General features: G+C 73.2%; 19 protein-coding genes. 13 read left to right on the top strand and 6 right to left on the bottom strand.

Annotation, left to right across the window (positions count from 1 at the left end; translation table 11 throughout):
- Window positions 1-43: 43 nt before the first annotated feature.
- The gene (locus DQE82_RS16585) at window positions 44-604 is read left to right on the top strand and encodes a GNAT family N-acetyltransferase (protein WP_043324993.1); all 561 of its coding nucleotides are present in this window, start codon (window positions 44-46) and stop codon (window positions 602-604) included.
- A 62-nt stretch (window positions 605-666) separates the two neighbouring features.
- Here DQE82_RS16585 and DQE82_RS16580 read toward each other — a convergent pair whose 3' ends face one another.
- Entirely contained in the window at window positions 667-1,608 is a 942-nt protein-coding gene (locus DQE82_RS16580) for a permease prefix domain 1-containing protein (protein ID WP_113973160.1), read from the bottom strand.
- Window positions 1,605-1,946 carry a PadR family transcriptional regulator gene (locus DQE82_RS16575; RefSeq protein ID WP_113973159.1) on the bottom strand — a complete coding sequence of 114 codons (342 nt, stop codon included), beginning with the start codon at window positions 1,944-1,946 and terminating at the stop codon, window positions 1,605-1,607. Before DQE82_RS16575 ends, DQE82_RS16580 begins: the two co-directional genes overlap by 4 nt.
- A 184-nt stretch (window positions 1,947-2,130) precedes the next feature.
- Between DQE82_RS16575 and dnaE the strand changes: the two genes are divergently transcribed.
- Complete coding sequence (dnaE, locus tag DQE82_RS16570) at window positions 2,131-5,664, top strand: DNA polymerase III subunit alpha (protein ID WP_043324990.1); 3,534 nt, start codon at window positions 2,131-2,133, stop codon at window positions 5,662-5,664.
- Window positions 5,665-5,688: 24 nt separating this feature from the next.
- Here dnaE and DQE82_RS31455 read toward each other — a convergent pair whose 3' ends face one another.
- Window positions 5,689-6,639 carry an N-acetylmuramoyl-L-alanine amidase gene (locus tag DQE82_RS31455; RefSeq protein ID WP_369799359.1) on the bottom strand — a complete coding sequence of 317 codons (951 nt, stop codon included), beginning with the start codon at window positions 6,637-6,639 and terminating at the stop codon, window positions 5,689-5,691.
- Between the two features lie 769 nt (window positions 6,640-7,408).
- Here DQE82_RS31455 and DQE82_RS16560 point away from each other — a divergent pair.
- Together DQE82_RS16560 and DQE82_RS16550 are read left to right on the top strand one after the other, a co-directional pair.
- A complete protein-coding gene (locus tag DQE82_RS16560; RefSeq protein ID WP_233514691.1) occupies window positions 7,409-8,317 on the top strand; it encodes a hypothetical protein in 909 nt (302 codons plus the stop codon).
- Between the two features lie 374 nt (window positions 8,318-8,691).
- The gene (locus tag DQE82_RS16550) at window positions 8,692-9,729 is read left to right on the top strand and encodes an aminotransferase class V-fold PLP-dependent enzyme (RefSeq protein ID WP_113973156.1); all 1,038 of its coding nucleotides are present in this window, start codon (window positions 8,692-8,694) and stop codon (window positions 9,727-9,729) included.
- Between the two features lie 38 nt (window positions 9,730-9,767).
- Here the strand turns inward: DQE82_RS16550 and DQE82_RS16545 are convergent, their stop codons facing one another.
- The gene (locus tag DQE82_RS16545) at window positions 9,768-10,940 is read right to left on the bottom strand and encodes an acyl-CoA dehydrogenase family protein (protein WP_043324984.1); all 1,173 of its coding nucleotides are present in this window, start codon (window positions 10,938-10,940) and stop codon (window positions 9,768-9,770) included.
- Between the two features lie 87 nt (window positions 10,941-11,027).
- Between DQE82_RS16545 and DQE82_RS16540 the strand changes: the two genes are divergently transcribed.
- The 6 genes from DQE82_RS16540 to DQE82_RS16515 all read left to right on the top strand — a co-directional run bounded on the left by DQE82_RS16540 (window position 11,028) and on the right by DQE82_RS16515 (window position 17,288).
- On the top strand, window positions 11,028-11,681 hold the full coding sequence (locus tag DQE82_RS16540; protein ID WP_043324983.1) for a TetR/AcrR family transcriptional regulator: 654 nt from the start codon (window positions 11,028-11,030) through the stop codon (window positions 11,679-11,681).
- A gap of 48 nt (window positions 11,682-11,729) precedes the next feature.
- Window positions 11,730-13,172 (top strand): aldehyde dehydrogenase family protein, encoded by a 1,443-nt coding sequence (locus tag DQE82_RS16535; protein ID WP_064448532.1) that lies wholly within the window; start codon window positions 11,730-11,732, stop codon window positions 13,170-13,172.
- Window positions 13,169-14,245, top strand: coding sequence for a zinc-binding dehydrogenase (locus tag DQE82_RS16530; protein ID WP_231915646.1), 1,077 nt, complete (start codon window positions 13,169-13,171; stop codon window positions 14,243-14,245). Before DQE82_RS16535 ends, DQE82_RS16530 begins: the two co-directional genes overlap by 4 nt.
- Window positions 14,246-14,333: 88 nt before the next feature.
- Window positions 14,334-14,969 (top strand): transcriptional regulator, encoded by a 636-nt coding sequence (locus DQE82_RS16525; RefSeq protein WP_223201133.1) that lies wholly within the window; start codon window positions 14,334-14,336, stop codon window positions 14,967-14,969.
- Window positions 14,970-15,102: 133 nt separating this feature from the next.
- Complete coding sequence (locus tag DQE82_RS16520; protein ID WP_043324981.1) at window positions 15,103-16,671, top strand: MFS transporter; 1,569 nt, start codon at window positions 15,103-15,105, stop codon at window positions 16,669-16,671.
- Between the two features lie 11 nt (window positions 16,672-16,682).
- Window positions 16,683-17,288, top strand: a complete 606-nt coding sequence (locus DQE82_RS16515) for a TetR/AcrR family transcriptional regulator (protein WP_030502541.1) — start codon at window positions 16,683-16,685, stop codon at window positions 17,286-17,288.
- A gap of 25 nt (window positions 17,289-17,313) precedes the next feature.
- Here the strand turns inward: DQE82_RS16515 and DQE82_RS16510 are convergent, their stop codons facing one another.
- Both DQE82_RS16510 and DQE82_RS16505 read right to left on the bottom strand, forming a co-directional pair.
- Entirely contained in the window at window positions 17,314-19,233 is a 1,920-nt protein-coding gene (locus tag DQE82_RS16510; RefSeq protein WP_113973155.1) for a helix-turn-helix domain-containing protein, read from the bottom strand.
- 14 nt (window positions 19,234-19,247) lie between these two features.
- Window positions 19,248-20,030 carry a 3-hydroxybutyrate dehydrogenase gene (locus DQE82_RS16505; RefSeq protein ID WP_030502539.1) on the bottom strand — a complete coding sequence of 261 codons (783 nt, stop codon included), beginning with the start codon at window positions 20,028-20,030 and terminating at the stop codon, window positions 19,248-19,250.
- Window positions 20,031-20,214: 184 nt separating this feature from the next.
- Here DQE82_RS16505 and ruvC point away from each other — a divergent pair, with 184 nt between their 5' ends.
- From ruvC to ruvB, 3 genes are read left to right on the top strand one after another with little or no spacing between them, the layout of a single operon-like run.
- Window positions 20,215-20,742: a crossover junction endodeoxyribonuclease RuvC gene (gene ruvC, locus DQE82_RS16500; RefSeq protein ID WP_030502538.1), complete on the top strand. Its 528-nt coding sequence runs from the start codon at window positions 20,215-20,217 to the stop codon at window positions 20,740-20,742.
- Window positions 20,739-21,341, top strand: coding sequence for a Holliday junction branch migration protein RuvA (gene ruvA / locus DQE82_RS16495; protein ID WP_043324978.1), 603 nt, complete (start codon window positions 20,739-20,741; stop codon window positions 21,339-21,341). Before ruvC ends, ruvA begins: the two co-directional genes overlap by 4 nt.
- Window positions 21,338-22,402 (top strand): Holliday junction branch migration DNA helicase RuvB, encoded by a 1,065-nt coding sequence (gene ruvB / locus DQE82_RS16490; RefSeq protein ID WP_064448528.1) that lies wholly within the window; start codon window positions 21,338-21,340, stop codon window positions 22,400-22,402. Before ruvA ends, ruvB begins: the two co-directional genes overlap by 4 nt.
- Window positions 22,403-22,542 lie beyond the last annotated feature (140 nt).

Here is a 22,542-nt window from a genome sequence, read left to right as displayed (position 1 = left end):
TAATCGGGTGGGCCGGACGACAGTGCCGACGTAGCCTGCCGGGGTGTTCGTGCCTGATCTGCCGTTGCGTACCGAGCGTCTGCTGCTGCGCGCCTTCACCGCCGCGGACGTGACCGTGCTCCGGGACTACCGGGGCCGCCCGGAGGTCACCCGCTACCTCTACCACGAGCCGTACGACGACGGCGCCGCCCGGGCCGCGATCGAGCGGCTGGTCCGGCGGACCGCGCTGCGCGCCCCCGGCGACGTGCTCAACCTCGCCGTGACGGTCGCGGACACCGGCGAGTTCGTCGGCGACGTGCTGCTGAGCTGGACCAGCGGGGAGCACCGGCAGGGCGAGATCGGGTACGTGGCGCATCCCGCGCACACCGGCCGCGGGTACGTCACCGAGGCGGCCCGGGAACTGCTGCGGATCGGCTTCGACGGGCTGGGCCTGCACCGGATCGTCGGCCGGCTGGACGCCCGCAACACCGCCTCGGCCCGGTTGCTGGAGCGGCTCGGCATGCGCCGGGAGGCGCACCTGCGGGAGAACGAGTTCGTCAAGGGGGAGTGGACCGACGAGGTGGTCTACGCGCTGCTGGCCCGGGAGTGGCGGGCGGCGGCCTGACTGCCCGCGTACCCGGAAGGGCCCGGCACGCCCTCGACGGGGCGTGCCGGGCCGGGCGTGGCTCAGGTGGCGCGGGCGGCCTTGACCGCGCTGTCGATCACGTCCCAGATCGCGACCAGCACGACCACCGCGCCCGCCACCCGGGCGAACTCGACGGTGCCGCCGTCGCGCAGCCAGGCGAACCGCTCGACCAGCTCCGGGTTGAGCAGCCGGTCGGTGGCGAGCAGCCAGAGCACCGGGGCGGCGAAGGCGACGTTGAGCACCGCGTTGACCGCCACCAGGGGCCAGGTCCACCGGCCGGACCGGTACTTGGCGATCTCCAGGCCGACGGTGGCCAGCAGCACCACGATCAGGGCCGGCAGCCAGAAGCTCCAGAGCGCCGGGTCGAGCGCCGGCAGCCGGGTGCCGTCGTCGGTGGTCCAGCGCTGGAAGTGCTGGCCGATCAGGAGGCCGATGGTGGCGAGCAGGAACACCACCGAGGCGATGCTGTCGGAGTGGTTGATCTGCCGTTCCCGGGTCTCCTCGGGGAGCTGGTCGACGGTCCACTCGGGCAGGCCGAGCGGGGTGCGGGTGCGTTCCAGCACGGCGAACACCAGCGTGACCCAGAACGCGATCTGCACCGCGGTCTGCATGGCGGCCACGATCGCCGCGCCGATCGCCGCGCCCGGCTCGCCGTCGACGAGCGCCTTCGTGACGCCGGAGAGCACGCCGACGATCGCCGGGATCCAGGTGAGCAGCAGTCGCAGCAGCCGCCACCAGGTCAGGTAGTAGCGCGGGCCGATGAGTTGCAGCGTGCGGTCGCTGTAGCGGGCCGCGAGCTTCTCCGGGTGGCCCAGCTCGGTGAGCACCTCGCGTTCGGCGGAGGCGTGGTCCTGCCCGCCCGCGGTCCGGTCGTCGATCATGTCGGCGATGGAGCCGCGCAGTTCCTCGGCGAGTTCCAGGCGGCGCTGCGCGGGCACGGCCCGCATGGTGGCGGCGACGTAACGGTCGGTCAGGGAACTCATCGTTCCGCTCCTTCGATCAGGTCGGTGACGGACGTCCGCACCGCGGTCATGTCGTCGAGCAGGCGGTTCAGGACGGACTCGCCGTCGCCGCTGGTCCGGTAGAACTTGCGCGGCCGGCTCTCCTCGGTGTTCCACTCGCTGGTCAGCAGGCCCTGGTCCTCCAGCCGGCGCAGCAGCGGGTAGAGCGTGTTGGCGTCGACCGCGAAGCCGTGCGCGGCCAGCCGTTGCAGCAGGGCGTATCCGTAGTCGGGGCGGCGCAGGGCGACCAGGCTGGCCACCACGACAGTGCCGCGCCGTAGCTCCTGGAGGTGGGTCCGGAGGACCTCTTCGCTGACCATGCTCAACACGATAGTGTGTGCCACACACCATTGCAATAGAGAAGAACATCGCGTGCCGCACACCGGCCGGCCGGAGAGACCCGGGCCACGCCCGGCGCGGACGGTGGAGCCCGCGAGATCACCTCGGTAGGGTGGGTCGGTCGACTCCGACGCAGCTTGATCCACAACCCGGGGGGCGCCACGCATGGGCGATTCGTTCGCGCATCTGCACGTACACACCGAGTACTCGATGCTCGACGGGGCGGCCCGGCTCAAGGACCTCTTCGCCGAGGCGGCGCGGCTCGGCATGCCGGCGGTGGCGATCACCGACCACGGCAACATGCACGGCGCGAACGACTTCTACAAGCAGGCCATGGACGCCGGGGTCAAGCCCATCCTCGGCGTCGAGGCGTACGTCGCGCCGGAGTCGCGCTTCCACAAGGCGCGGGTCAAGTGGGGGCGCCCCGAGCAGAAGAGCGACGACGTCTCCGGTAACGGCGCGATCACCCACATGACCATGTGGGCGGCCAACCGCGACGGCCTGCACAACCTGTTCAAGCTCAACTCCCGCGCCTCCATGGAGGGCCACTACGTGAAGTGGCCCCGGATGGACATGGAGCTGATCGCCGAGCACGCCCAGGGCATCATGGCCACCACCGGCTGCCCGTCCGGCGCGGTGCAGACCCGGCTGCGGCTGGGCCAGTTCGACGAGGCGCTCAAGGTCGCCGCCGCCTATCAGGACATCTTCGGCAAGGACAACTACTTCCTGGAGATCATGGACCACGGCCTCGACATCGAGCGCCGCGTCCGCGACGGGCTCACCGAGATCGCCCGCAAGCTCGACATCCCGCCGGTGGTCACGAACGACTCGCACTACACGCACGAGGCGCAGGCCGAGGCGCACGACGTGCTGCTCTGCGTACAGACCGGCAGCAACGTGGCCGACCCCAACCGGTTCCGGTTCGAGGGCGGCGGCTACTTCGTCAAGTCCGCCGACCAGATGCGCGCCGTCGACTCCTCCGAGCTGTGGCAGCAGGGCTGCCGCAACACGCTGCTCGTGGCCGAGAAGGTCGACCCGGCCGGCATGTTCACGTTCCACAACCTGATGCCGCGCTTCCCGATCCCCGAGGGCGAGACCGAGGAGTCCTGGTTCCGCAAGGAGACCTTCGCCGGGCTGAAGCGCCGCTTCCCCAACGGCATCCCCGAGGGCCACGTCGTCCAGGCCGAGTACGAGCTGGGCGTCATCATCCAGATGGGCTTCCCGTCGTACTTCCTCGTGGTCGCCGACTTCATCCAGTGGGCCAAGAGCCAGGGCATCGCGGTCGGCCCCGGGCGTGGCTCGGCGGCCGGCTCGCTCGTGGCGTACGCGCTCGGCATCACCGACCTCGACCCGATCCCGCACGGCCTGATCTTCGAGCGGTTCCTCAACCCCGAGCGCGTCTCCATGCCCGATGTCGACATCGACTTCGACGAGCGCCGGCGCGGTGAGGTCATCAAGTACGTGACCGACAAGTGGGGCGAGGACAAGGTCGCGCAGATCGCCACGTTCGGCACGATCAAGGCGAAGGCCGCGATCAAGGACTCGGCCCGGGTGCTCGGCTACCCGTACGCGGTCGGCGACCGGATCACCAAGGCCATGCCCCCGGCGGTGATGGGCAAGGACATCCCGCTGTCCGGCATCTTCGACCCGAAGCACCCCCGCTACGCCGAGGCGGGCGAGATCCGTGGCCTCTACGAGTCCGACCCGGACGTCAAGAAGGTCATCGAGACCGCCAAGGGCATCGAGGGCCTGATCCGGCAGACAGGTGTGCACGCCGCCGGCGTCATCATGTCCGCCGAGCCGATCATCGAGCACATCCCGCTCATGCGGCGCGACTCCGACGGCGTCATCATCACGCAGTTCGACTACCCGACCTGCGAGTCGCTCGGGCTGCTGAAGATGGACTTCCTCGGCCTGCGCAACCTGACGATCATCGACGACGCGGTGAAGAACATCCAGCTCAACCACGGCCGGGAGCTGGACCTGCTCGGCCTGCCGCTTGATGACAAGCAGGCGTACGAGCTGCTGGCCCGCGGCGACACGCTCGGCGTGTTCCAGCTCGACGGCGGGCCGATGCGCTCGCTGCTGCGGCTGATGAAGCCGGACAACTTCGAGGACATCTCCGCCGTCCTGGCGCTCTACCGGCCCGGCCCGATGGGCGTGGACTCGCACACCAACTACGCGCTGCGCAAGAACGGCCTCCAGGAGATCACCCCGATCCACCCGGAGCTGGAGGAGCCGCTGCGCGAGATCCTCGCGCCCACCTACGGCCTGATCGTCTACCAGGAGCAGGTGCAGCGCGCCGCGCAGATCCTCGCCGGCTACACGCTCGGCCAGGCCGACCTGCTGCGCCGGGCGATGGGCAAGAAGAAGAAGGAGATCCTCGACAAGGAGTTCATCCCGTTCCGGGACGGCTGCCGCGAGCGCGGCTACTCCGACGAGGCCATCCAGGCCGTGTGGGACGTGCTGGTCCCGTTCGCCGGCTACGCCTTCAACAAGGCCCACTCCGCCGCGTACGGCCTGGTCTCCTACTGGACCGCGTACCTCAAGGCGCACTACCCGGCCGAGTACATGGCCGCCCTGCTCACCTCCGTCGGTGACGACAAGGACAAGATGGCGATGTACCTGTCCGAGTGCCGCCGGATGCGCATCCAGGTGCTGCCGCCGGACGTCAACACCTCGGCCGGGCCGTTCACCCCGGTCGGCGAGGAGATCCGCTTCGGTCTCGGCGCGGTACGCAACGTCGGCGCGAACGTGGTCGCCTCGATCATGCGGTGCCGCGAGGAGAAGGGCGACTACGCCGACTTCTACGACTTCCTGTCCAAGGTCGACGCCGTGGTCTGCAACAAGAAGACAATCGAATCGCTGATCAAGGCCGGGGCGTTCGACGCGCTCGGCCACCCGCGCAAGGGCCTGCTCGCAGTGCACGCCGACGCCATCGACGCGTACGCCGACGTCAAGCGCAAGGAGGCGGTCGGCCAGTACGACCTGTTCGGCGCGGGCTTCGGCGAGTCCGAGACCGGCGGCACCACCACCGTCATGCCGGTCATCGGCGAGGGGGAGTGGGACAAGCGCGACAAGCTCGCGTTCGAGCGCGAGATGCTCGGCCTGTACGTCTCCGACCACCCGCTGTTCGGTCTGGAACACGTGCTCGGCGCGGCGGCGGACACCACCATCGCCGCGCTGTCGGAGGAGGGCACGGTGCCCGACGGCGCGGTGGTCACCCTGGCCGGCATCCTCTCCGGCGTGCAGCGCCGGGTCACCAAGCAGGGCCGGGCGTGGGCGTCGGCCACCCTGGAGGACCTGGCCGGCGGCGTGGAGACGCTGTTCTTCCCGAACACGTACGAGGTGATCGGCCAGTACATCGCCGAGGACGCGATCGTGGTGGTCAAGGGCCGGGTCGACCGGCGCGACGACACCCCGCGCATCATGGCGATGGACATGTCCATGCCGGACGTCACCAGCAACCCGGCGAACAAGCCGGTCACGCTCACCATCCCGGTGCACCGCTGCACGCCGCCGCTGGTGGAACGGCTCAAGGAGACGCTCGTGCTGCACCCCGGCGACACCGAGGTGCACGTCAAGCTGCTCAACGGCGGCAAGGTCACCACGCTGCGCCTCGGCCCGTTCCGGGTCGCGCCGACCACTGCGCTGATGGGTGACCTGAAGAGCGTGCTCGGCCCGGCCAACGTGAGCTGACCGGGCCGAGCGGGGACGTGCCGGCTAGACGCGGGTGACGCGGATGGCGTCGGCGATCACGTACCCGGTGCTGCCGGACCACCTGCTGACACCGACCTTGTTGGCGTCACCGGCGGCCAGGGTGAAGGTGCCCAGTGACCGCCACGCACCGCCGTTGGCGCTCTGGTTCACCGCTACCGTCTGGTTGCCGCTCGTCGTCGCGACGATGTACGGCGTGGAGGTGTTGTAGCCGGCGACGGCCGGATACCAGACCTCAACCCGGTAGGTGGCCGTCGCCGGGATGTTCACCTTGTACCAGGCGGTGTCGCTGGCCGCGACGGGGTTGGCGTACCGGTAGTCGGCGCCGTAGCGCTGCGCCGAGTACGTCGAGGTGCCCCAGTTGGCGCTCGCGGTGAACCGGCCGGCGGTGGTGTTGTCCACGATCGTCGACCAGGCAGTCGGCGGGGGAGTGGTGCCGCCGGTGACGAGCTGCATGTAGTAGGTCCAGTTCCAGTTCGACCCCGGGTCGGTGTGCGTGGCGCCCGGCACCTGGTTGTGCCCGATGATGTTGGTGCGGGTCTTCGGGATGCCGTACTTGTCGCACAGGAAGCGGGTCAGCGCCGCCGACGACCGGTACATCGCGTCGGTGTACCAGGAGGCGTTGTCGACGTACCCCTCGTGCTCGATGCCGATCGACTGGGTGTTGTAGGTCCAGTTGCCGGCGTGCCAGGCGATGTCCTTGTCCCGCACCATCTGGGTCACCGCGCCGTCGGAGGAGCGGAGCAGGTAGTGCGCGCTGGTGCCGGCGGCGGCGTTCTGGAACCAGCTGATCGAGCCGGCGTAGCTGCCCTGCATGGTGTGGATGACGATGTAGTTGATCGGGTACGCCGACTCGCGGCTGGAGACCGTGTAGTTGGACGAGTTGGCCGGCACCCATGCGGCCGGGCCGTAGTCGGTGCTCAGGGTGCCGAAGTCGCCGGTGCCCAGCGGCGCCACGGCGGCGTACCGGCCCCGCTGCGGCGCGACCGGACGGCCGTCCACGCTGACCTCGCCGCCGGCGGTGGTAGCGATGAAGCCCCGGGCGAGCAGGTCGTACACGGCGTCCGCGTACAGCCGGGCGGTGGCCGCGTCCGTCGAGCCGCCGTAGCGGGCGATCGGGACGTACCACTGATTGACGTCGTCGCGCTGCGCCGCGGTCAGCCCGGCCTCGTCGGCGTAGGAGCGCAGCACGGCCGCCGCGCCGGCCACGTTCGCCGCGTCCCGGGTACGCAGGTCGGCCCGGTCCAGCCGGGTCCGGCGTGCGGCCTCGTCCAGCGTCCGTACCTTCGGGTTGCTGGTCAGGTGCATCACGCCGTATCCGCCGGAGGCGCTGGGCTGCCCGCCGTGACCGTCCAGTCGGGTCTCGGCGTACCCGAGCGCGGCGAGCAGGTCGCGCGGCACGTCGGAGCCGGCGGCGGCCCGGTCGAAGGCCGCGGCGAGCGGTGGCGCGGCGAGCGGCTGAGCGCCGTGCGCAGGCGCGGCGTGGGCCGGCTGGCCGGTCAGGCCGATCATGAGGATCACGGCGCCGCCGAGCAGGTGGCTCACCCGGCGCGAGGGTCTCCGAACTGTCACGTCACTCCTCGTCGACTGCATGGGGCGACTGGCTCCCGTCGCCGGTTCGCCGCACCTTATAGCGTGACGTTCGTCTATGTCGATACCTTGCGTCGAAGGGCAGTTTGCTGAAGACTTCCTTCAGATGCGGAGCTGTCCCCGTACCGTCGCGGTCTTGCCCGCCGCGCCGCGGCCGGGCAGCATCGTGCGGATGCCGCCCACCGACCTGCTGCTCGTCCGTGACCTGGTGCCCGACTTCCTGGCCCGCGCCGAACGGTCCGGCCCGCCGTGGACCTCCCGCTACCTGGCCGGGCACCCGGACGTGGTCCGGGCGCTGCGCCGCGACGGCGGCTGGTCCGACGCAGCCGGCGTGGCCGCCGCCCTGGACGGGCTCCGCGGCCGCGCCACCGAGCTGGCGGCACGAGCCGAGACGGTACGCGCGCTGCTGCCCGGCGGCGTCGCGGCGGTGGCCGGCGCGCTGGGCTGGTCCGGCGACGGCGGGCCGGTCGAGTGCGTGGTGCTGGTCGGGCGCAACCAGGCCAACGGCTGGGCCGGTGAGCTGAACGGCAGGTACGCGCTCTTCCTCGCCGTGGAACAGCTCGGCCCGCCCGAGGATCTCGACCTGCTGGTACGGCACGAGGCCGCGCACGTGGTGCACGACCGCGGCGCCGCGATCCGCGACTGGCCCGAGTACGGGGTGGCGAACGCCCTGTTCACCGAAGGGCTCGCCACCCAGGTGACGGCGGAGCTGGACCCCGGGCGGCCGGACGAGGAGTACCTCTGGTTCGGCCGGCCCGGCCACCGGCAGTGGCTCGACGAGTGCCGCCGCCGGTGGCCGGAGATCCTGCGCCGGGTCCGCGCCGACCTCGACGCCACCGACGTCGAGCACCACGCCCCGTACTTCCTGATGCGGGACTCGCCGCTGGCCGACGGCCTGCCCAAGCGGTGCGGCTACCTGGTCGGCCTGACCGTGGTACGACACCTGCGCCGCCACCACTCCCTGCGAGACCTGGCCACCTGGCCCCTGCCCCGGGTCCGCGAGGAGCTCACTGCCGCACTCCCCAACCTCCCCCCACCCCCCTGACCCTCCCCACCCCACCGCGTCGATCATGAAGTTGACGGCACCTGACGTCCGATTTGTCGCCGCCAACTTCATGATCGACGGGACGGGGAGTTGGCGCGTTGGTGCCCACGCCTGGCCCCGCGATCTTGCACATTCCGCCCCTCGCCCTCGTTCCGCCGCGCGATTTTGTACATCTCGCCGCCCCCAACGCCCTCGTTCTGCCGCGATCTTGCAGCTTCGGCCCCACCGAGGGCCTGTTTGCCCCGATTCGCCGGGGCCGAAAGTGCAAGATCGCGGGGCCGGGGCGGGGGCGGGCGTGGGGGCGGGGGTGCGGGGGCCACGGGGGTGGGATTGGTGGTGTCGGGGGTGGGGTGGGGGTGGTTAGCGTCGGGGGCATGGAGCTGGAGCAGGCACGGAAGTTGTGGCAGCCGGAACCGGGCTGGTTGAACACCGCCACCTACGGGCTGCCGCCCGAGCCGGTGTGGGACGCCGTGCAGCGGGTGCTCGCCGACTGGCGGGGCGGACGGGTGTCGTTCGAGGTGTGGGACGAGTCGGTGGACCGGTCCCGGGCCGCGTTCGCCCGGCTGACCGGCGTGGACGCCGCCGACGTGAGCATCGGTTCCGCCGTGTCGCAGCTGGTCGCGCCGATCGCGGCGAGCCTGCCGGAGGGTGCGACTGTGGTGGTGCCCGAGAGCGAGTTCACCTCGATCCTGTTCCCCTGGCTCGTCCAGCAGGAGCGCGGGGTGCGGGTCCGCACCGTGCCGCTGGCCGGCCTGGTCGACGCGATCGACGCCGGCACCGACCTGGTGGCGTTCAGCGTGGTGCAGTCCGCCGACGGCGTCGTGGCCCCGTACGACGAGATCGTCGCGGCGGCCCGGGCGCACGGCGCCGTCGTGGTGGTCGACGCCACGCAGGCGTGCGGGTGGCTGCCGTTCGCCGCGGACCGGGCGGACGCGGTGGTGGTCGGGGCGTACAAGTGGTTGATGGCACCGCGCGGCGCGGCCTTCGCCTACCTGGCGCCGGAGCTGCGCGAGCGGATTCGCCCGGACGCGGCCGGGTGGTTCGCGGGCAAGGACCCGCACGCCTCCTACTACGGACTGCCGCTGCGCCTGGCCGACGACGCCCGGCGCTTCGACATCTCCCCGTCCTGGCTGTGCTACGTCGGGGCCGCGCCCGCGCTGGAGTTGCTCGCCGACCTCGATCCGGAGGCGGTGCGCGCGTACGACGTGGGGCTGGCCAACCGGTTCCTGACCGGGCTGGGCCGCCCGCCCGGCGACAGCGCGATCGTCAGCGTGGACGTGCCGGACGCGCAGGAGCGGCTGGCCCGCGCCGGGGTGCGCGCGGCGGTACGGGCGGGCCGGGTCCGCGCCTCGTTCCACCTCTACACGACCGAGGAGGACGTGGACCGGGCGGTCGAGGCGCTGACCGGCTGACGGCTACGCCCGGCGACCGCCCAGGCCACTCAGGCCGCTCAGGCCAGGTGCCCGCCGATCTTCGTGTAGCCGCGCAGCAGGTCCCGGGAGATGATCAGCCGCTGCATCTCGTCGGTGCCCTCGAAGATCCGGTAGAGCCGGACCTGCCGGTACCAGCGTTCGATCGGCAGCTCGCGGGTGTAGCCCATGCCGCCGTGGATCTGCAGCGCGCGGTCCACCACCCGGTTGACCATGCCGGCGCCGTAGAGCTTGCCCATCGAGGAGGCGTGCCGGGGGTCGAGGCCCTGGTCGACCGTCCAGGCCGAGCGCAGGATCAGCCAGCGGGCCGCCTCCAGTTCGGTCTCCGAGTCGGCGATCATCCACTGGATGGCCTGGTTGGTGGCGATCGGCGCGCCGAACGTCTCCCGCGTGTTGGCGTGGTCGATCGCCATCTGGAGGACTCGTTCGGCGATGCCGACGGCGTGCGACGGGATGGTGTAGCGGCCCTTGCCGATCCACTCCATGCCGAGCGTGAAGCCCTGCCCGATCTCGCCGAGGATGTTGCGGTGCGGCACCCGTACGCCGTCGAAGATCAGCGAGGCCGGGCCGCCCTCGCCCATGGTCTGGATGAACTCCGAGCGCCAGCCCATCGCGCGGTCCACCAGGAACGCGGTGGCGCCGCCGCGGCGGGCGCCCTTCTCCGGGTCGGTCACCGCGACCACGATGGCGAAGTCGGCGTCGTTGCCGTTGGTGATGAACGTCTTCTCGCCGTCGAGGATCCAGTCGTCGCCGTCGCGGCGGGCGCGCAGCTTGATGTTCGCCGCGTCGGAGCCCGCGCCGGGCTCGGTGATGGCGAAGCAGGAGATCCGTTCCCCCTCGATGGTGGGGATGAGGAACTCGCGCTTCTGCTCCTCGGTGGCGTGGAACAGGATGTTGTCGGCTTCGCCGCCGAAGCGGAACGGCACGAAGGTGCGGCCCAGCTCGGTCCAGATCAGCGACTGCATGACCGCCGGCAGCGCCATGCCGCCGTACTCCTCCGGGGTGGCCAGCCCCCAGAAGCCGAACTTCTTCGCCTTGAGCTGCAGTTCGCGCAGCTCGGAGCGGTCGAGGCCGGGCTGGTGGGCGCGCTCGCGGCGCAGCACCTCCGCCTCCAGCGGCATCACCTCGCGGGTGACGAACGTGCGAACGGTGTCCCGGATCGCGCGTTCCTCGTCGGACAGTGCGAAGTCCACGGTTCCCCCTCAGGTCGACTGGCTATAAACTAGCGCTGGAAGTTTTCCCGCGTCCAGACCCGATGTCGAAAGGAGGATGATGATCAGGTGCCCCGACCCCGACAGGCCCTGCTCACCCGCGACCGGATCGTCGAGACCGCGCTGGCGCTGATCGACGCCGACGGGCTGGACGCGCTCTCCACCCGGCGGCTCGCCGCCGCGCTGGGCGTACGCGGCCCCTCGCTCTACAACCACTTCGCCACCAAGGAGGAGATCCTCGACGCGGTGGCCGACGGCGTCGCGGCGACCGTGGACATCGGCGTCTTCGACGAGTACGAGTGGCTCGACGCGCTCGGCCGCTGGGCGCGCTCGTACCGGGCCGCGCTGGCCGCGCACCCGAACATCGTGCCGTACCTGGCGCAGGGGCCGGGCCGCCGTCCGGCCGCGCTCGCCATGGCCGACGCGGTCTACGGCGCGCTGGTCCGGGCCGGCTGGCCGCCCGCGCGGGCCACCCACATCGGGGCCGCGATGCGCTACTTCGTGGCCGGGTCCGCGCTCGGCTCGTTCGCCCGCGGCTTCGTCGAGGACCCCTCGCTCTACGCCGCGCACCCGCACCTCAACCAGGCGCACCGCCTCGCCGGCCACCAGCGCAGCGTGGACGAGGGGGCGTTCGCGCTCGGCCTGGACGCGCTGCTGCACGGCCTCGCCGCCGAGTACGCGGCCACCGTCGCCCCGCTGGAACGGGTCGGCGGTCCGGAGTAGCGTCCAAACTCCCACCGCTAGTTTCCACCGCCGCCCCCGAAGGACGCCATGGATCTCGCCGCCGCCCCGCCCGCCCTGCTGACGCGCCGCCACCTGCACATCGCCGGTGACTGGGCCGACCCGTCGTCGGACGACACCGTCCCGGTGGAGAACCCGGCCACCGCGAGCATCATCGGCGAGGTGCCGGCCGGTACGCCGGCCGACGTGGACCGCGCGGTCGCCGCCGCCCGCGCCGCGTTCCCCGGCTGGGCCGCAACCGCCCCCGAGCAGCGGGCCGCGCACCTGGACCGGCTGCACACCGCGCTCGCCGCGCGCGCCGACGAGATCGCCCGCACCGTGGCCACCGAGCTGGGCACCCCGCTCAAGCTCGCCACCCGCGTCCAGGCCGGGCTGCCGCTCAAAGTGCTGCGGAGCATGGTCGACCTGGCCGCCCGCCCGGCCGCCGAGCACACGGTCGGCAACTCGCTCGTCGTCCGCGAGCCGGTCGGCGTGGTCGGCGCGATCACCCCGTGGAACTACCCGCTGCACCAGGTGGTCGCGAAGGTCGCGCCCGCGCTCGCCGCCGGGTGCACAGTGGTGCTCAAGCCCAGCGAGTTGACGCCGCTCACCGCGTACCTGCTGTTCGACGCGATCACCGACGCCGGCCTGCCGCCCGGCGTGGTGAACCTGGTGCCCGGCACCGGCCCGGTGGTCGGCGAGGCGCTGGCCGCGCACCCCGACGTCGACCTGGTCTCGTTCACCGGCTCCACCGCCACCGGCCGGCGCATCGCCCACCTGGCCGCCGAGCGGATCGCCCGGGTGTCGCTGGAACTCGGCGGCAAGTCCGCGAACATCGTCCTGGCCGACGCCGACCTGCCCACCGCGGTCAAGGTCGGCGTCGGCAACGCGCTGCTCAACTCCGGGCAGACCTGCACCGCCTGGACCCGGATGCTCGTACACCGCGACCGCTACGACGAGGCCCTGGACCTGGTCGCGGCGGCGGTGGCCGGCTACCGGCTCGGCGACCCCTTCGACCCGGCCACCCGGCTGGGCCCGCTCGCCTCCGCCGCGCAGGCCCGGCGGGTACGCGACCACGTGGACCGGGCGCTCGCCGACGGCGCCCGGCTCGTCGCCGGCGGACCGGACGCGCCGCTGCCGCCGCAGGGGCACTTCGTCGCGCCCACCGTCTTCGCCGACGTGCACCCGGACAGCGCGCTCGCCCAGGAGGAGGTGTTCGGCCCGGTGCTCGCGGTGATCCCGTTCGCTGACACCGACGAGGCGGTCGCCATCGCCAACAACTCCCGGTACGGGCTGGCCGGCGCGGTCTGGTCCGCCGACCCCGACGCGGCGCTGGCGGTGGCCCGGCGGATGCGTACCGGTCAGGTGGACGTCAACGGCGGCGCGTTCAACCCGCTCGCCCCGTTCGGCGGCTACAAGCAGTCCGGCCTGGGCCGGGAACTGGGCGCGTACGGCGTGGAGGAGTTCACCGAGCTGAAGGCGATCCAGCGGTGAGGGCGCTGGTGGTACGCGGCCGGGGCGAGACCCCGGCGGTCGAGGAGGTACGCCTGCCCGCCCCCGGCCCGGGCGAGCTGCGGGTACGCATCCGCGCCGCCGGCATCTGCCACTCCGACCTGGCCATGGTGGACGGCACGCTGGCGCCCGCGTACCCGCTGGTGCTGGGCCATGAGGCGACCGGCGTGGTGGCCGAGGCCGGGCCGGACACGACGATCGCGGTCGGCACGCCAGTGGTGCTCAACTGGGCGCCGGCCTGCCGGGACTGCTGGCACTGCCGGCACGGTGAGCCGTGGCTCTGCGCGGCCAATCCCAACCCGTCGACACCCCGGGGTGAGACGGCCGCCGGTGAGCCCCTCGCGGTCACGCTCGGGCTCGGCGCGCTCGCCGAGGAGGTGGTGGTGCCGCAGCGCGCCGCCGTACCGGTGCCGGCCGGGCTGCCGCCGGAGCAGGCCGCGGTGCTGGGCTGCGCGGTGCTCACCGGCGTCGGCGCGGTCCGCAACACCGCGCGGGTCGCGCCCGGCGAGTCGGTAGCGGTGATCGGGCTCGGCGGGGTGGGCCTGGCCGTGCTGACCGCCGCGCGGCGGGCCGGCGCGTCGCCGATCCTCGCCGTGGACGTGGTGGAGGCCAAGCGGGACCTGGCGCTCGCGGCCGGGGCCACCGACTTCCTGCGCTCCGACGACACGCTGGGCAAGCAGATCCGGGCGCGCACCGACGGGCGCGGCGTGGACCACGCCTTCGAGTGCGTCGGCCGGTCCGCCACCATCCGCGCCGCCTGGCGGGCGACGCGGCGCGGGGGAGCGGTCACCGTGGTCGGCATGGGCGGCAAGGACGACATGCTCAGCCTCTCCGCGCTGGACATCTTCCACTCCGCCCGCACGCTGCGCTCCTCGGTGTACGGCTCGACCGACCCGGACCGGGAGGTGCCGGAGCTGGCCGCCGCGCTCGCCGCCGGTGATCTCGACCTCGGCCCGCTGGTGAGCGGCACGGTGCCGCTGGCGGAGGCGCCCGAGGCACTCTCGCGGCTGTCCCGTGGCGAGGGCGCCCGCTGGGTGGTGACCTTCCCGGACTGACCGGCCGATCCGGATCCGCCGTCGGCGCATCCGGATCGGCCGGTGCGAGCGAACCCCTGGGTAGGAGAGCTACCCGGGGGTACGTCCGTTGCTGACCGAGAACATGCCGGCCGGGGCCGCCGAGACGGCCCGCAAACGGCTGACCGCCGCCGCCGAGGACCTGGACGACAACCAGGTCGCCGGGCTGCTGCTCGACCTGGCCGCCGAGGCCGGCGTGGTGCCCGCCTGGGAACAGGTCTGCCTGCCGCTGCTGGGCTCGCTGCGCGGCGACAGCGCCGCCGAGATCGCGATGGAGCACGCCCTCTCCGAGGGGCTGCGGGTCGGGCTGGACGTGTTCGGCCGCGAGCCGACCCGGCCGCTGCCCGCCCAGGGTGTGCTGCTGGCCGGCGCCGAGCACGAGACGCACTGCCTCGGGCTGCACGCGCTCGCCGCGGCGCTGCGCGAGCGCGGGCGCGGCGCGCTGCACCTCGGCCCGGCCCTGCCCTGGTCGGCGCTGGCCAGCGCGGCGGCGCGGGTCCGTCCGCGGGTGGTGGTGGTCTGGTCGCAGACCCCGGTGACCGGCCGCGCGTACCGCCTGGTCCGGCTGCGGCGGGACCTGCCGGGGGTACGGGTGCTCGCCGCCGGCCCGGGTTGGATCGAGCCGTTCCCGCCCACCTCGGCCGTGCCGCAGCGCCTCACCACGCTCGGCGAGGCCACGCTGGCCTGCCTGCGTAGCGCCGCCTGACGCCGAGAAGTGACCTGGCACACATTCGATACGAACCGGTTCCGTATCGAAATCCTCGCGCCTACGCTCGTCACCGTTACGAGTCTGACCCGTATCGTATTTCGACGCGGGGGAGCCGGGGGGAGAACCTGCAGTGGAACCACACGGGAACACCGGACACCCGAGGAGGTGGGCGATCCTCGGGGTGCTGGTGATCAGCCTCCTCGTGGTCGTCCTCGACAACACCATCCTCAACGTCGCGCTGCGCACCCTCGCCGACCCGGTGCACGGCCTCGGCGCCACCCAGGGCGAGCTGGAATGGGCGATCAACTCCTACACGCTCGTCTTCGCCGGGCTGCTGTTCACCTTCGGCGTGCTCGGTGACCGGCTCGGCCGCCGCCGCTTCCTGATCCTGGGCCTGGCGCTGTTCGGGCTGGCCTCGCTGCTGTCCGCGTACGCGCAGGACCCGGCCCAGCTCATCGCGGCCCGCGCGCTCATGGGCGTCGGCGGCGCGGCCATCATGCCGGTGACGCTCTCGATCATCTCCAACGTCTTCGACCCGCGCGAGCGGGCCAAGGCGATCGGCGTCTGGGCCGGCGCGGTCGGCCTCGGCGTGGCGATCGGCCCGGTGCTCGGCGGCGCGCTGCTGGAGCGCTTCTGGTGGGGCTCGGTCTTCCTGATCAACGTGCCGGTGGTGGCGCTCGGCGTGGTGCTGGTCGCGGCCCTGGTGCCGGAGTCCCGCGACCCGAAGCCCGGCCGGGTCGACGTGCCCGGAGTGCTGCTGTCGGTGGTCGGCCTGGTCGCGCTCACGTACGGCATCATCGACGGCGGCGAGCACGGCTTCGACCGGCCGCAGGTGTGGGTAGCGGTGCTGGGCGGTCTCGCGGTGCTCGGCTGGTTCATCGCCCACGAGCTGCGCAGCGACCACCCGTCGCTGGACGTACGGCTGTTCCGGGTGCCCCGCTTCGCCGCCCCGGTGGCGCTGGTCGGGCTGGTCTTCTTCGCCGCCATGGGCGTGATGTTCTTCGGCGCGTTCTACCTGCAGCTCGTCCGCGGCTACAGCCCGCTGGAGAGCGGCCTGCTGTTCCTGCCGTTCGCGGTGGCCCAGCTGATCTTCGCCCCGCGCAGCGCGGCGATGGTCCGCCGCTACGGCGGCCGGTCGGTGGCGGCGGTCGGACTGCTGCTCACCGCCACCGCGCTGGGCGCGTTCGTCTTCATCGACGCGGACACCCCGATCTGGATCTTCTCGGCGCTCGGCTTCCTCCAGGGCGCCGGCATGGCCAACATCATGCCCCCGGCCACCGAGTCGATCATGTCGTCGCTGCCCCGGGAGAAGGCCGGTGTCGGGTCGGCGGTCAGCAACACCGTGCGGCAGGTCGCCGGCGCGCTCGGCGTGGCGGTGCTCGGCTCGGTGCTCTCCGCCGTCTACCGCGACCAGGTCGCCCCGGCGGTGGCCGCCCTGCCCGCGCCGGTACGCGACGCGGCCCGCGAGTCGGTCTCCGGGGCGTACGCGGTCGCCGACCGGCTCGGCCCGGCCGCGCCGCGACTCATCGACGCGGCGAACGACTCCTTCGTCTCGGCCATGCACTGGGCCGCCGGCGTCTCGGCGGTGGTGGCCGCGCTCGGCCTCGTCATCGTGCTGCGCTGGATGCCCGGCCGGCCGGTCGCCGCCGCCGGTGGTGCGACCCCCGCCACGGACCGGGAGCTGGCCGGGGCCGCGTAGGTTCGTGGACAATGTCTGACATGACTTCCACGGCGGATGCTCCGCGGTCGCCCGGACGACCGCGGAGCACCCGCGCGGACGAGGCGATCGTGGACGCCACACTCGACCTGCTGGCCGAGGGCAACAGCGTCGAGTCGCTGAGCATCGAGGCGATCGCGGCCCGCGCCGGAGTCGGCAAGGCCACCATCTACCGCCGCTGGCCGGGTAAGGACGCGCTGCTGCTGGACGCGCTGCGCACGCTCAAGGGGCCCGCGCCGCACTGCGCCGGCCGTTCCGTCCGCGACGACCTGGTGCTGCTCGTCGGCGCCGTCGGTCAGCACGCCGACCCCCGGGCCCGCAAGATCATGCCGTGCCTGGTGCCCGAGGTGAACCGCAGCTCGGCCCACCGGCAGGCGTACGAGGCGATCGTCGAGCCGCGCCGCGAGGCGTTGCGCGAGGTGCTGCGCCGCGCGATCGAGCGCGGCGAACTCCGCGCCGACATCGACATCGAGGTGACCATGGCGCTGCTCACCGCGCCGATGCTCACCCAGCGGATGCTGCACTGGCACGCCGGGGACGAGCGGGTGGTGCCCGAGCGGATCGTGGACACCGTCCTGGACGGCCTGCGCGTCCGCTGACCCCGGGTCGCCGTGCCCGGCCCGCTCAGCGGGCGGGCGTGCGCAGGCGGTGCAGGCGCAGCGCGAGCTGCACCTCCAGCGCCCGATCCGGGCGCTGCCAGTCCGCGCCGAGCAGTTGCCCGACCCGTTCCAGCCGCTGGGTGACCGTGTTCACGTGCACGTGCAGCTGCTCGGCGGCCCGGGCCAGGCTGCCGCCCACCCCGAAGTACGCCTCCAGCGTCTTGACCAGCGCCGTGCCCCGCCGGGCGTCGTAGTCCACCACCGGACCCACTGTCGCGGTGAGGAATCCGGCCACGTCCCGGTCCCCGGCGTCGCCCACCGCGCCCAGCAGCAGCCCGACGAAGCCCAGCTCGGCGGTGCTCGCCCCCTGCCCGGCCCGGCCCAGCGCGCCCAGCGCGGACAGGCAGCGCTCCGCCTCGGCGAACGTGACTGCGAGCGACGCCGGCCCGGTCGAGGGGCCGCTCGCCCCCGCCGTCACCGGCCGCCCGGTCACCCGCGACAGGTCCCGGGCCACCGCCCGGGCCGCGCCGCCCGCGTCCCGGCCCGGCAGCATCAGCACCACCCGCCCGTCGCGCGCCGCCGCCAGGCCGCCCCGGGTCGAGGCGTACGTGGTGGCCCAGGACAGCACCCGCTGCCGGGCCGAGCCGGTCTCGGCGAACGCGTCGTCGCCGACCGCCACCAGCACGTGCGGCGCGTCCAGGTCCACCCCGATGCGGCGGGCCCGCGCGCGCAGCGCGTCCGCGTCGCGCAGCGGCCGGGCGATCAGGTCGTCCAGCAGCTCGCCGCGCACGCGCCCCTCCGCCTCGGCCACCGTGCGGCGGAACAGCAGCAGCAACGCGGTCACCAGCGCGGCCCGCTCCAGGATGCGCTGGTCGGCGTCGACCAGCTCGTCGTCCGGGCGCAGCACCAGCGCGCCCAGGTTCTCCGCGCCGGCCACCACCGCGGCGTACCAGAGCGGACCCCGGCGCACGCTGCGCCCCTCGGTACGCGACGCGGCGACCGCCTCCACGATGTCCGCCCGGTCCGGCTCCTCGATCTCGCCGACCCGGGCCAGCCGCCGGCCCTCGGAGTCCAGCGCCAACAGCGCGCCGCCGAGAACCTCGGTGACCGCCGCGGCCACGTCCTCCATCCCGCCGCCGCGCACCACCAGCGCGGTCATCCGGTCGTGCGCGGCGGCGGCACGCTCCACCGAGCTGCTGTGCGCCCGGATCGTGCTGTTCGCCGCCGACAGCTCGGCCAGCGCCGCCCGCGTCTCGGCCAGCAGCCGCGCGGTGTCGATCGCCACCGCCGCGTGCGCCGCCAGCGACACCAGCAGCGAAACCTCCTCCCGGGCGAACGGCCGGGCCGAGCGGTTCGCCGCGTACAGCACGCCGATCACGCTGGAGCCCAGCCGCAGCGGCACGCCCAGGATGGCCACCAGGCCCTCCTCGCCCACCCCGCCGTCGATCTCGCCGGTGTGCCGGAACCGCTCGTCCTCCTGGTAGTTCGAGGTGACGTACGGCGTCCCGGTCTGCGCCACCAGGCCGCCCAGGCCGTCGCCCAGCTCCAGCCGCAGCCGCTGGAACCGGGCCGAGATCGAGCCGTCGGTCACCCGCATGTACGTGTCGCCGCGCTCCTCGTCGTTGAGCGTCATGTACGCCACGTCGGTGCCGAGCAGGATCCGCGCCCGGTGCACGATCGCGTGCAGCACGTCGTCCAGGTCGCGCAGCCCGGCCAGGTCGCTCGCGGTGTCGTAGAGGCCGGACAGCTCGGTCTCCCGGCGCCGCCGCCGGGCCAGCAGCGCCCGTACCCGCAGCGCCACCACCTTCGCCTGCTCCAGCTCGGCCAGCCGGTCGGCGGGCAGCCCGGCGGCGCGCGCGGCCACCAGCGGACCCTCGAACTCGACCGCGGCGGCCTCGCGCGCCAGCAACTCCAGGAACTCGACCGGCGACGACATGACCGACATTGTGCGTGGCGCCACTAGTTCGCCGTCCAGCCCCCGTCGAGGGCGATCGAGGCGCCGGTGAGGAACGCGGCCGGCGGGGAGCACAGGTACGCCAGCAGCTCGGCCACCTCCTCCGGCTCGATCAGCCGCTTGATCGCCGCCCGGGCCAGCATGATCTTCTCGACCACCTCGTCCTCGCCGATGCCGTGCGTGGCCGCCTGGTCGGCGATCTGGCTCTCCACCAGCGCGGTCCGCACGTACGCCGGGTTGATGCAGTTGGCGGTGACGCCGTGCGCGGCGCCCTCCAGCGCGACCACCTTGGACAGGCCCTCCAGCGCGTGCTTGGCCGAGACGTACGCGGCCTTGAACGGCGAGGCGCGCAGCCCGTGCACCGAGGAGATGTTGACGATCCGGCCCCAGCCGTTCGCGTACATCCGGGGCAGCGCCCGGCGCACGAGCAGGAACGGCGCCTCGACCATCACCCGCTGGATGTACTCGAAGCGCTCGACCGGGAAGTCCTGCACCGGCGAGACGTGCTGCAGGCCGGCGTTGTTGACCACGATGTCGGCGTCGACGTCGAGGCGGTCCACCGCCGCCGGGTCGGCGAGGTCGATCCCGACCGCCCGGCCACCGGCCTCGGCGGCCACCGCCCCGGCCGCCGCCTCGTCGCGGTCCAGCACCACCACTGTCGCGCCGGCCGCCGCGAGGCGCAGGGCGCAGGCGCGTCCGATGCCGCTGCCGCCGCCGGTGACCAGCGCGGTACGGCCGGTCAGGTCGACGTGTACGACGTGGGGGACCACCACGGGTTCTGCCGTCATGGCGCATGAACGTACGAGCCGGGTGCCCCCTGGCACATGGGGCGGCGACACATACTCCACCGCTCGGGTGTGTGGTGCGCCGCGTCACCGGCCGCGCCCGGCGTGTCCGGCCGACCCGCCGTCGGCGGGCACCAGTAGGGTGTGTCGAACACACGTACTGCTGGCGGCTCGGGGAGGAGGCGGCGTGCGCGTGCTGGGCGTCGACCCGGGGCTGACCCGGTGCGGGGTCGGCGTGGTCGAGGGCGTGCCGGGCCGCCCCTGCACGCTCGTGGCCTACTACGTGGTCTACACCGACCCGGCCGACGACCTGCCGCTGCGCCTGCTGCACCTGGACCGCTCGCTCACCGACCTGGTCGCCGAGCACCGCCCGGACGCGGTCGCCGTGGAGCGCGTGTTCAGCCAGCACAACGTCCGCACCGTGATGGGCACCGCGCAGGCCAGCGGCGTCGCGGTGCTCGCCGGGGCCCGGGCCGGGCTGCCGGTGACGACGTACACGCCGAGCGAGGTGAAGGCGGCGGTGACCGGCTCCGGCCAGGCCGACAAGGCGCAGATGACGGCGATGGTCACCCGGCTGCTGCGGCTGCCCGAGCCGCCGAAACCGGCCGACGCCGCCGACGCGCTGGCGCTGGCCATCTGTCACGTGTGGCGCGGCGGCACCCGGTCCAAGCTGGCCGAGGCCGCGCAGCGGGCCCGACGAGGAGGGACGCGATGATCGCGAGCGTACGCGGCACGGTGACCGCCACCGGCCCGGATCACGCGGTGGTGGAGGTGGGCGGCATCGGCCTGGCCGTGCAGTGCGCCCCCGGCACGATCGCCGAGCTGCGCGTGGGCCAGCCGGCCCGGCTGGCGACCAGCCTGGTCGTCCGGGAGGACTCGCTCACCCTCTACGGCTTCGCCGACGACGACGCCAAGCAGCTGTTCGAGCTGCTCCAGACCGCCAGCGGGGTCGGTCCCCGGCTGGCCCAGGCGGTGCTCGCCGTGCACACGCCGGATGCGGTCCGCAAGGCCATCGCCAACGCCGACACCGCGGCGCTGACCCGGGTGCCGGGCATCGGCAAGAAGGGCGCCGAGCGGCTGGTGCTGGAGCTGCGCGACCGGATCGGCCCGGTGCCGGTGGGCGCCGACGGCGCGGCCGGGGTGACCGCCGGCGCCTGGCCGGAGCAGGTCCGCCAGGCCCTCGTCGGGCTGGGCTGGACGGCCGCCCAGGCCGAGCAGGCGGTGGCCGCGGTGGCGGAGACCGTGGACGGTGAGACGCCGCCGGTGCCGGTCCTGCTCAAGCAGGCGATCCGCCTCCTGGGCCGGACCCGATGAGCGGGGAGAACCTGGTCTCGGCGTACGTCGACGACGCCGAGCGGGACGCGGAGGCGAGCGTCCGGCCGAAGCGGCTGGCCGAGTTCATCGCCCAGGACCGCGTCCGGGACCAGCTCGACCTGCTGCTGCAGGGCGCGATGCGGCGTGGCTCGCCGCCGGACCACATCCTGCTGTCCGGTCCGCCCGGCCTGGGCAAGACCAGCCTGGCCAACATCGTCGCCGCCGAGCTGGGCGCGGGGATCCGGGTGACCAGCGGCCCGGCCATCGAGCGCTCCGGCGACCTGGCCGCGATCCTGACCAGCCTCGCCGAGGGCGACGTGCTGTTCATCGACGAGATCCACCGGATCGCCAAGCCGGCCGAGGAACTGCTCTACAGCGCCATGGAGGACTTCCGCGTCGACGTGGTGGTCGGCAAGGGCCCGGGCGCGACGGCCATCCCACTCGACGTGGAGCCGTTCACGCTGGTCGGCGCCACCACCCGGTCCGGCCTGCTGACCGGGCCGATGCGCGACCGCTTCGGCTTCGTCGCGCACCTCGACTTCTACGCCCCGGCCGACCTGGAGACGCTGCTGCACCGGTCGGCCCGGATCCTCGGCGTGCCGATCACCGCTGACGGCGCGGCCGAGATCGCCGGCCGGTCCCGCGGCACCCCGCGTATCGCCAACCGGCTGCTGCGCCGGGTGCGCGACTACGCCGAGGTGCGGGCCGACGGCGTGGTCACGCTGGAGACCGCCCGGGCCGCGCTGACCGTCTACGACGTGGACGCGCTGGGCCTGGACCGGCTCGACCGGGCGGTGCTCACCGCGCTCGTCGACTCGTTCCGGGGCGGCCCGGTGGGCCTGTCCACGCTGGCGGTCGCGGTGGGGGAGCAGCCGGACACGGTCGAGGAGGTCTGCGAGCCGTTCCTGGTGCGGGCCGGCCTGCTGGCGCGTACGCCGCGGGGGCGGGTGGCGACGGAGGCCGCTTGGCGGCATCTGGGCCGCAACCCGCCGAATGGTACATTTGGTGCGGATACCTCTTCGGGGCCCGATCTCTTCTCGGTACAGACCGACCAGCCGTGATCCGTTCGTGATCTGTGCCGCATTCGGTCTTCTCAGGAGCAGGGACTAGACTTCGCCGCGGTTTGTACAGGACGTGAGAATCCGCTTCCGCTGCGGCGCCCTCCGGCGCCGGGACGGAGGCCAACCGGAAGGTCTACACC

It is taken from the genome of Micromonospora sp. LHW51205 (genome assembly GCF_003315815.1).
Taxonomy (GTDB): Bacteria; Actinomycetota; Actinomycetes; order Mycobacteriales; family Micromonosporaceae; genus Micromonospora; species Micromonospora chalcea.
This window is presented reverse-complemented; position numbering and strand designations above follow the sequence as displayed.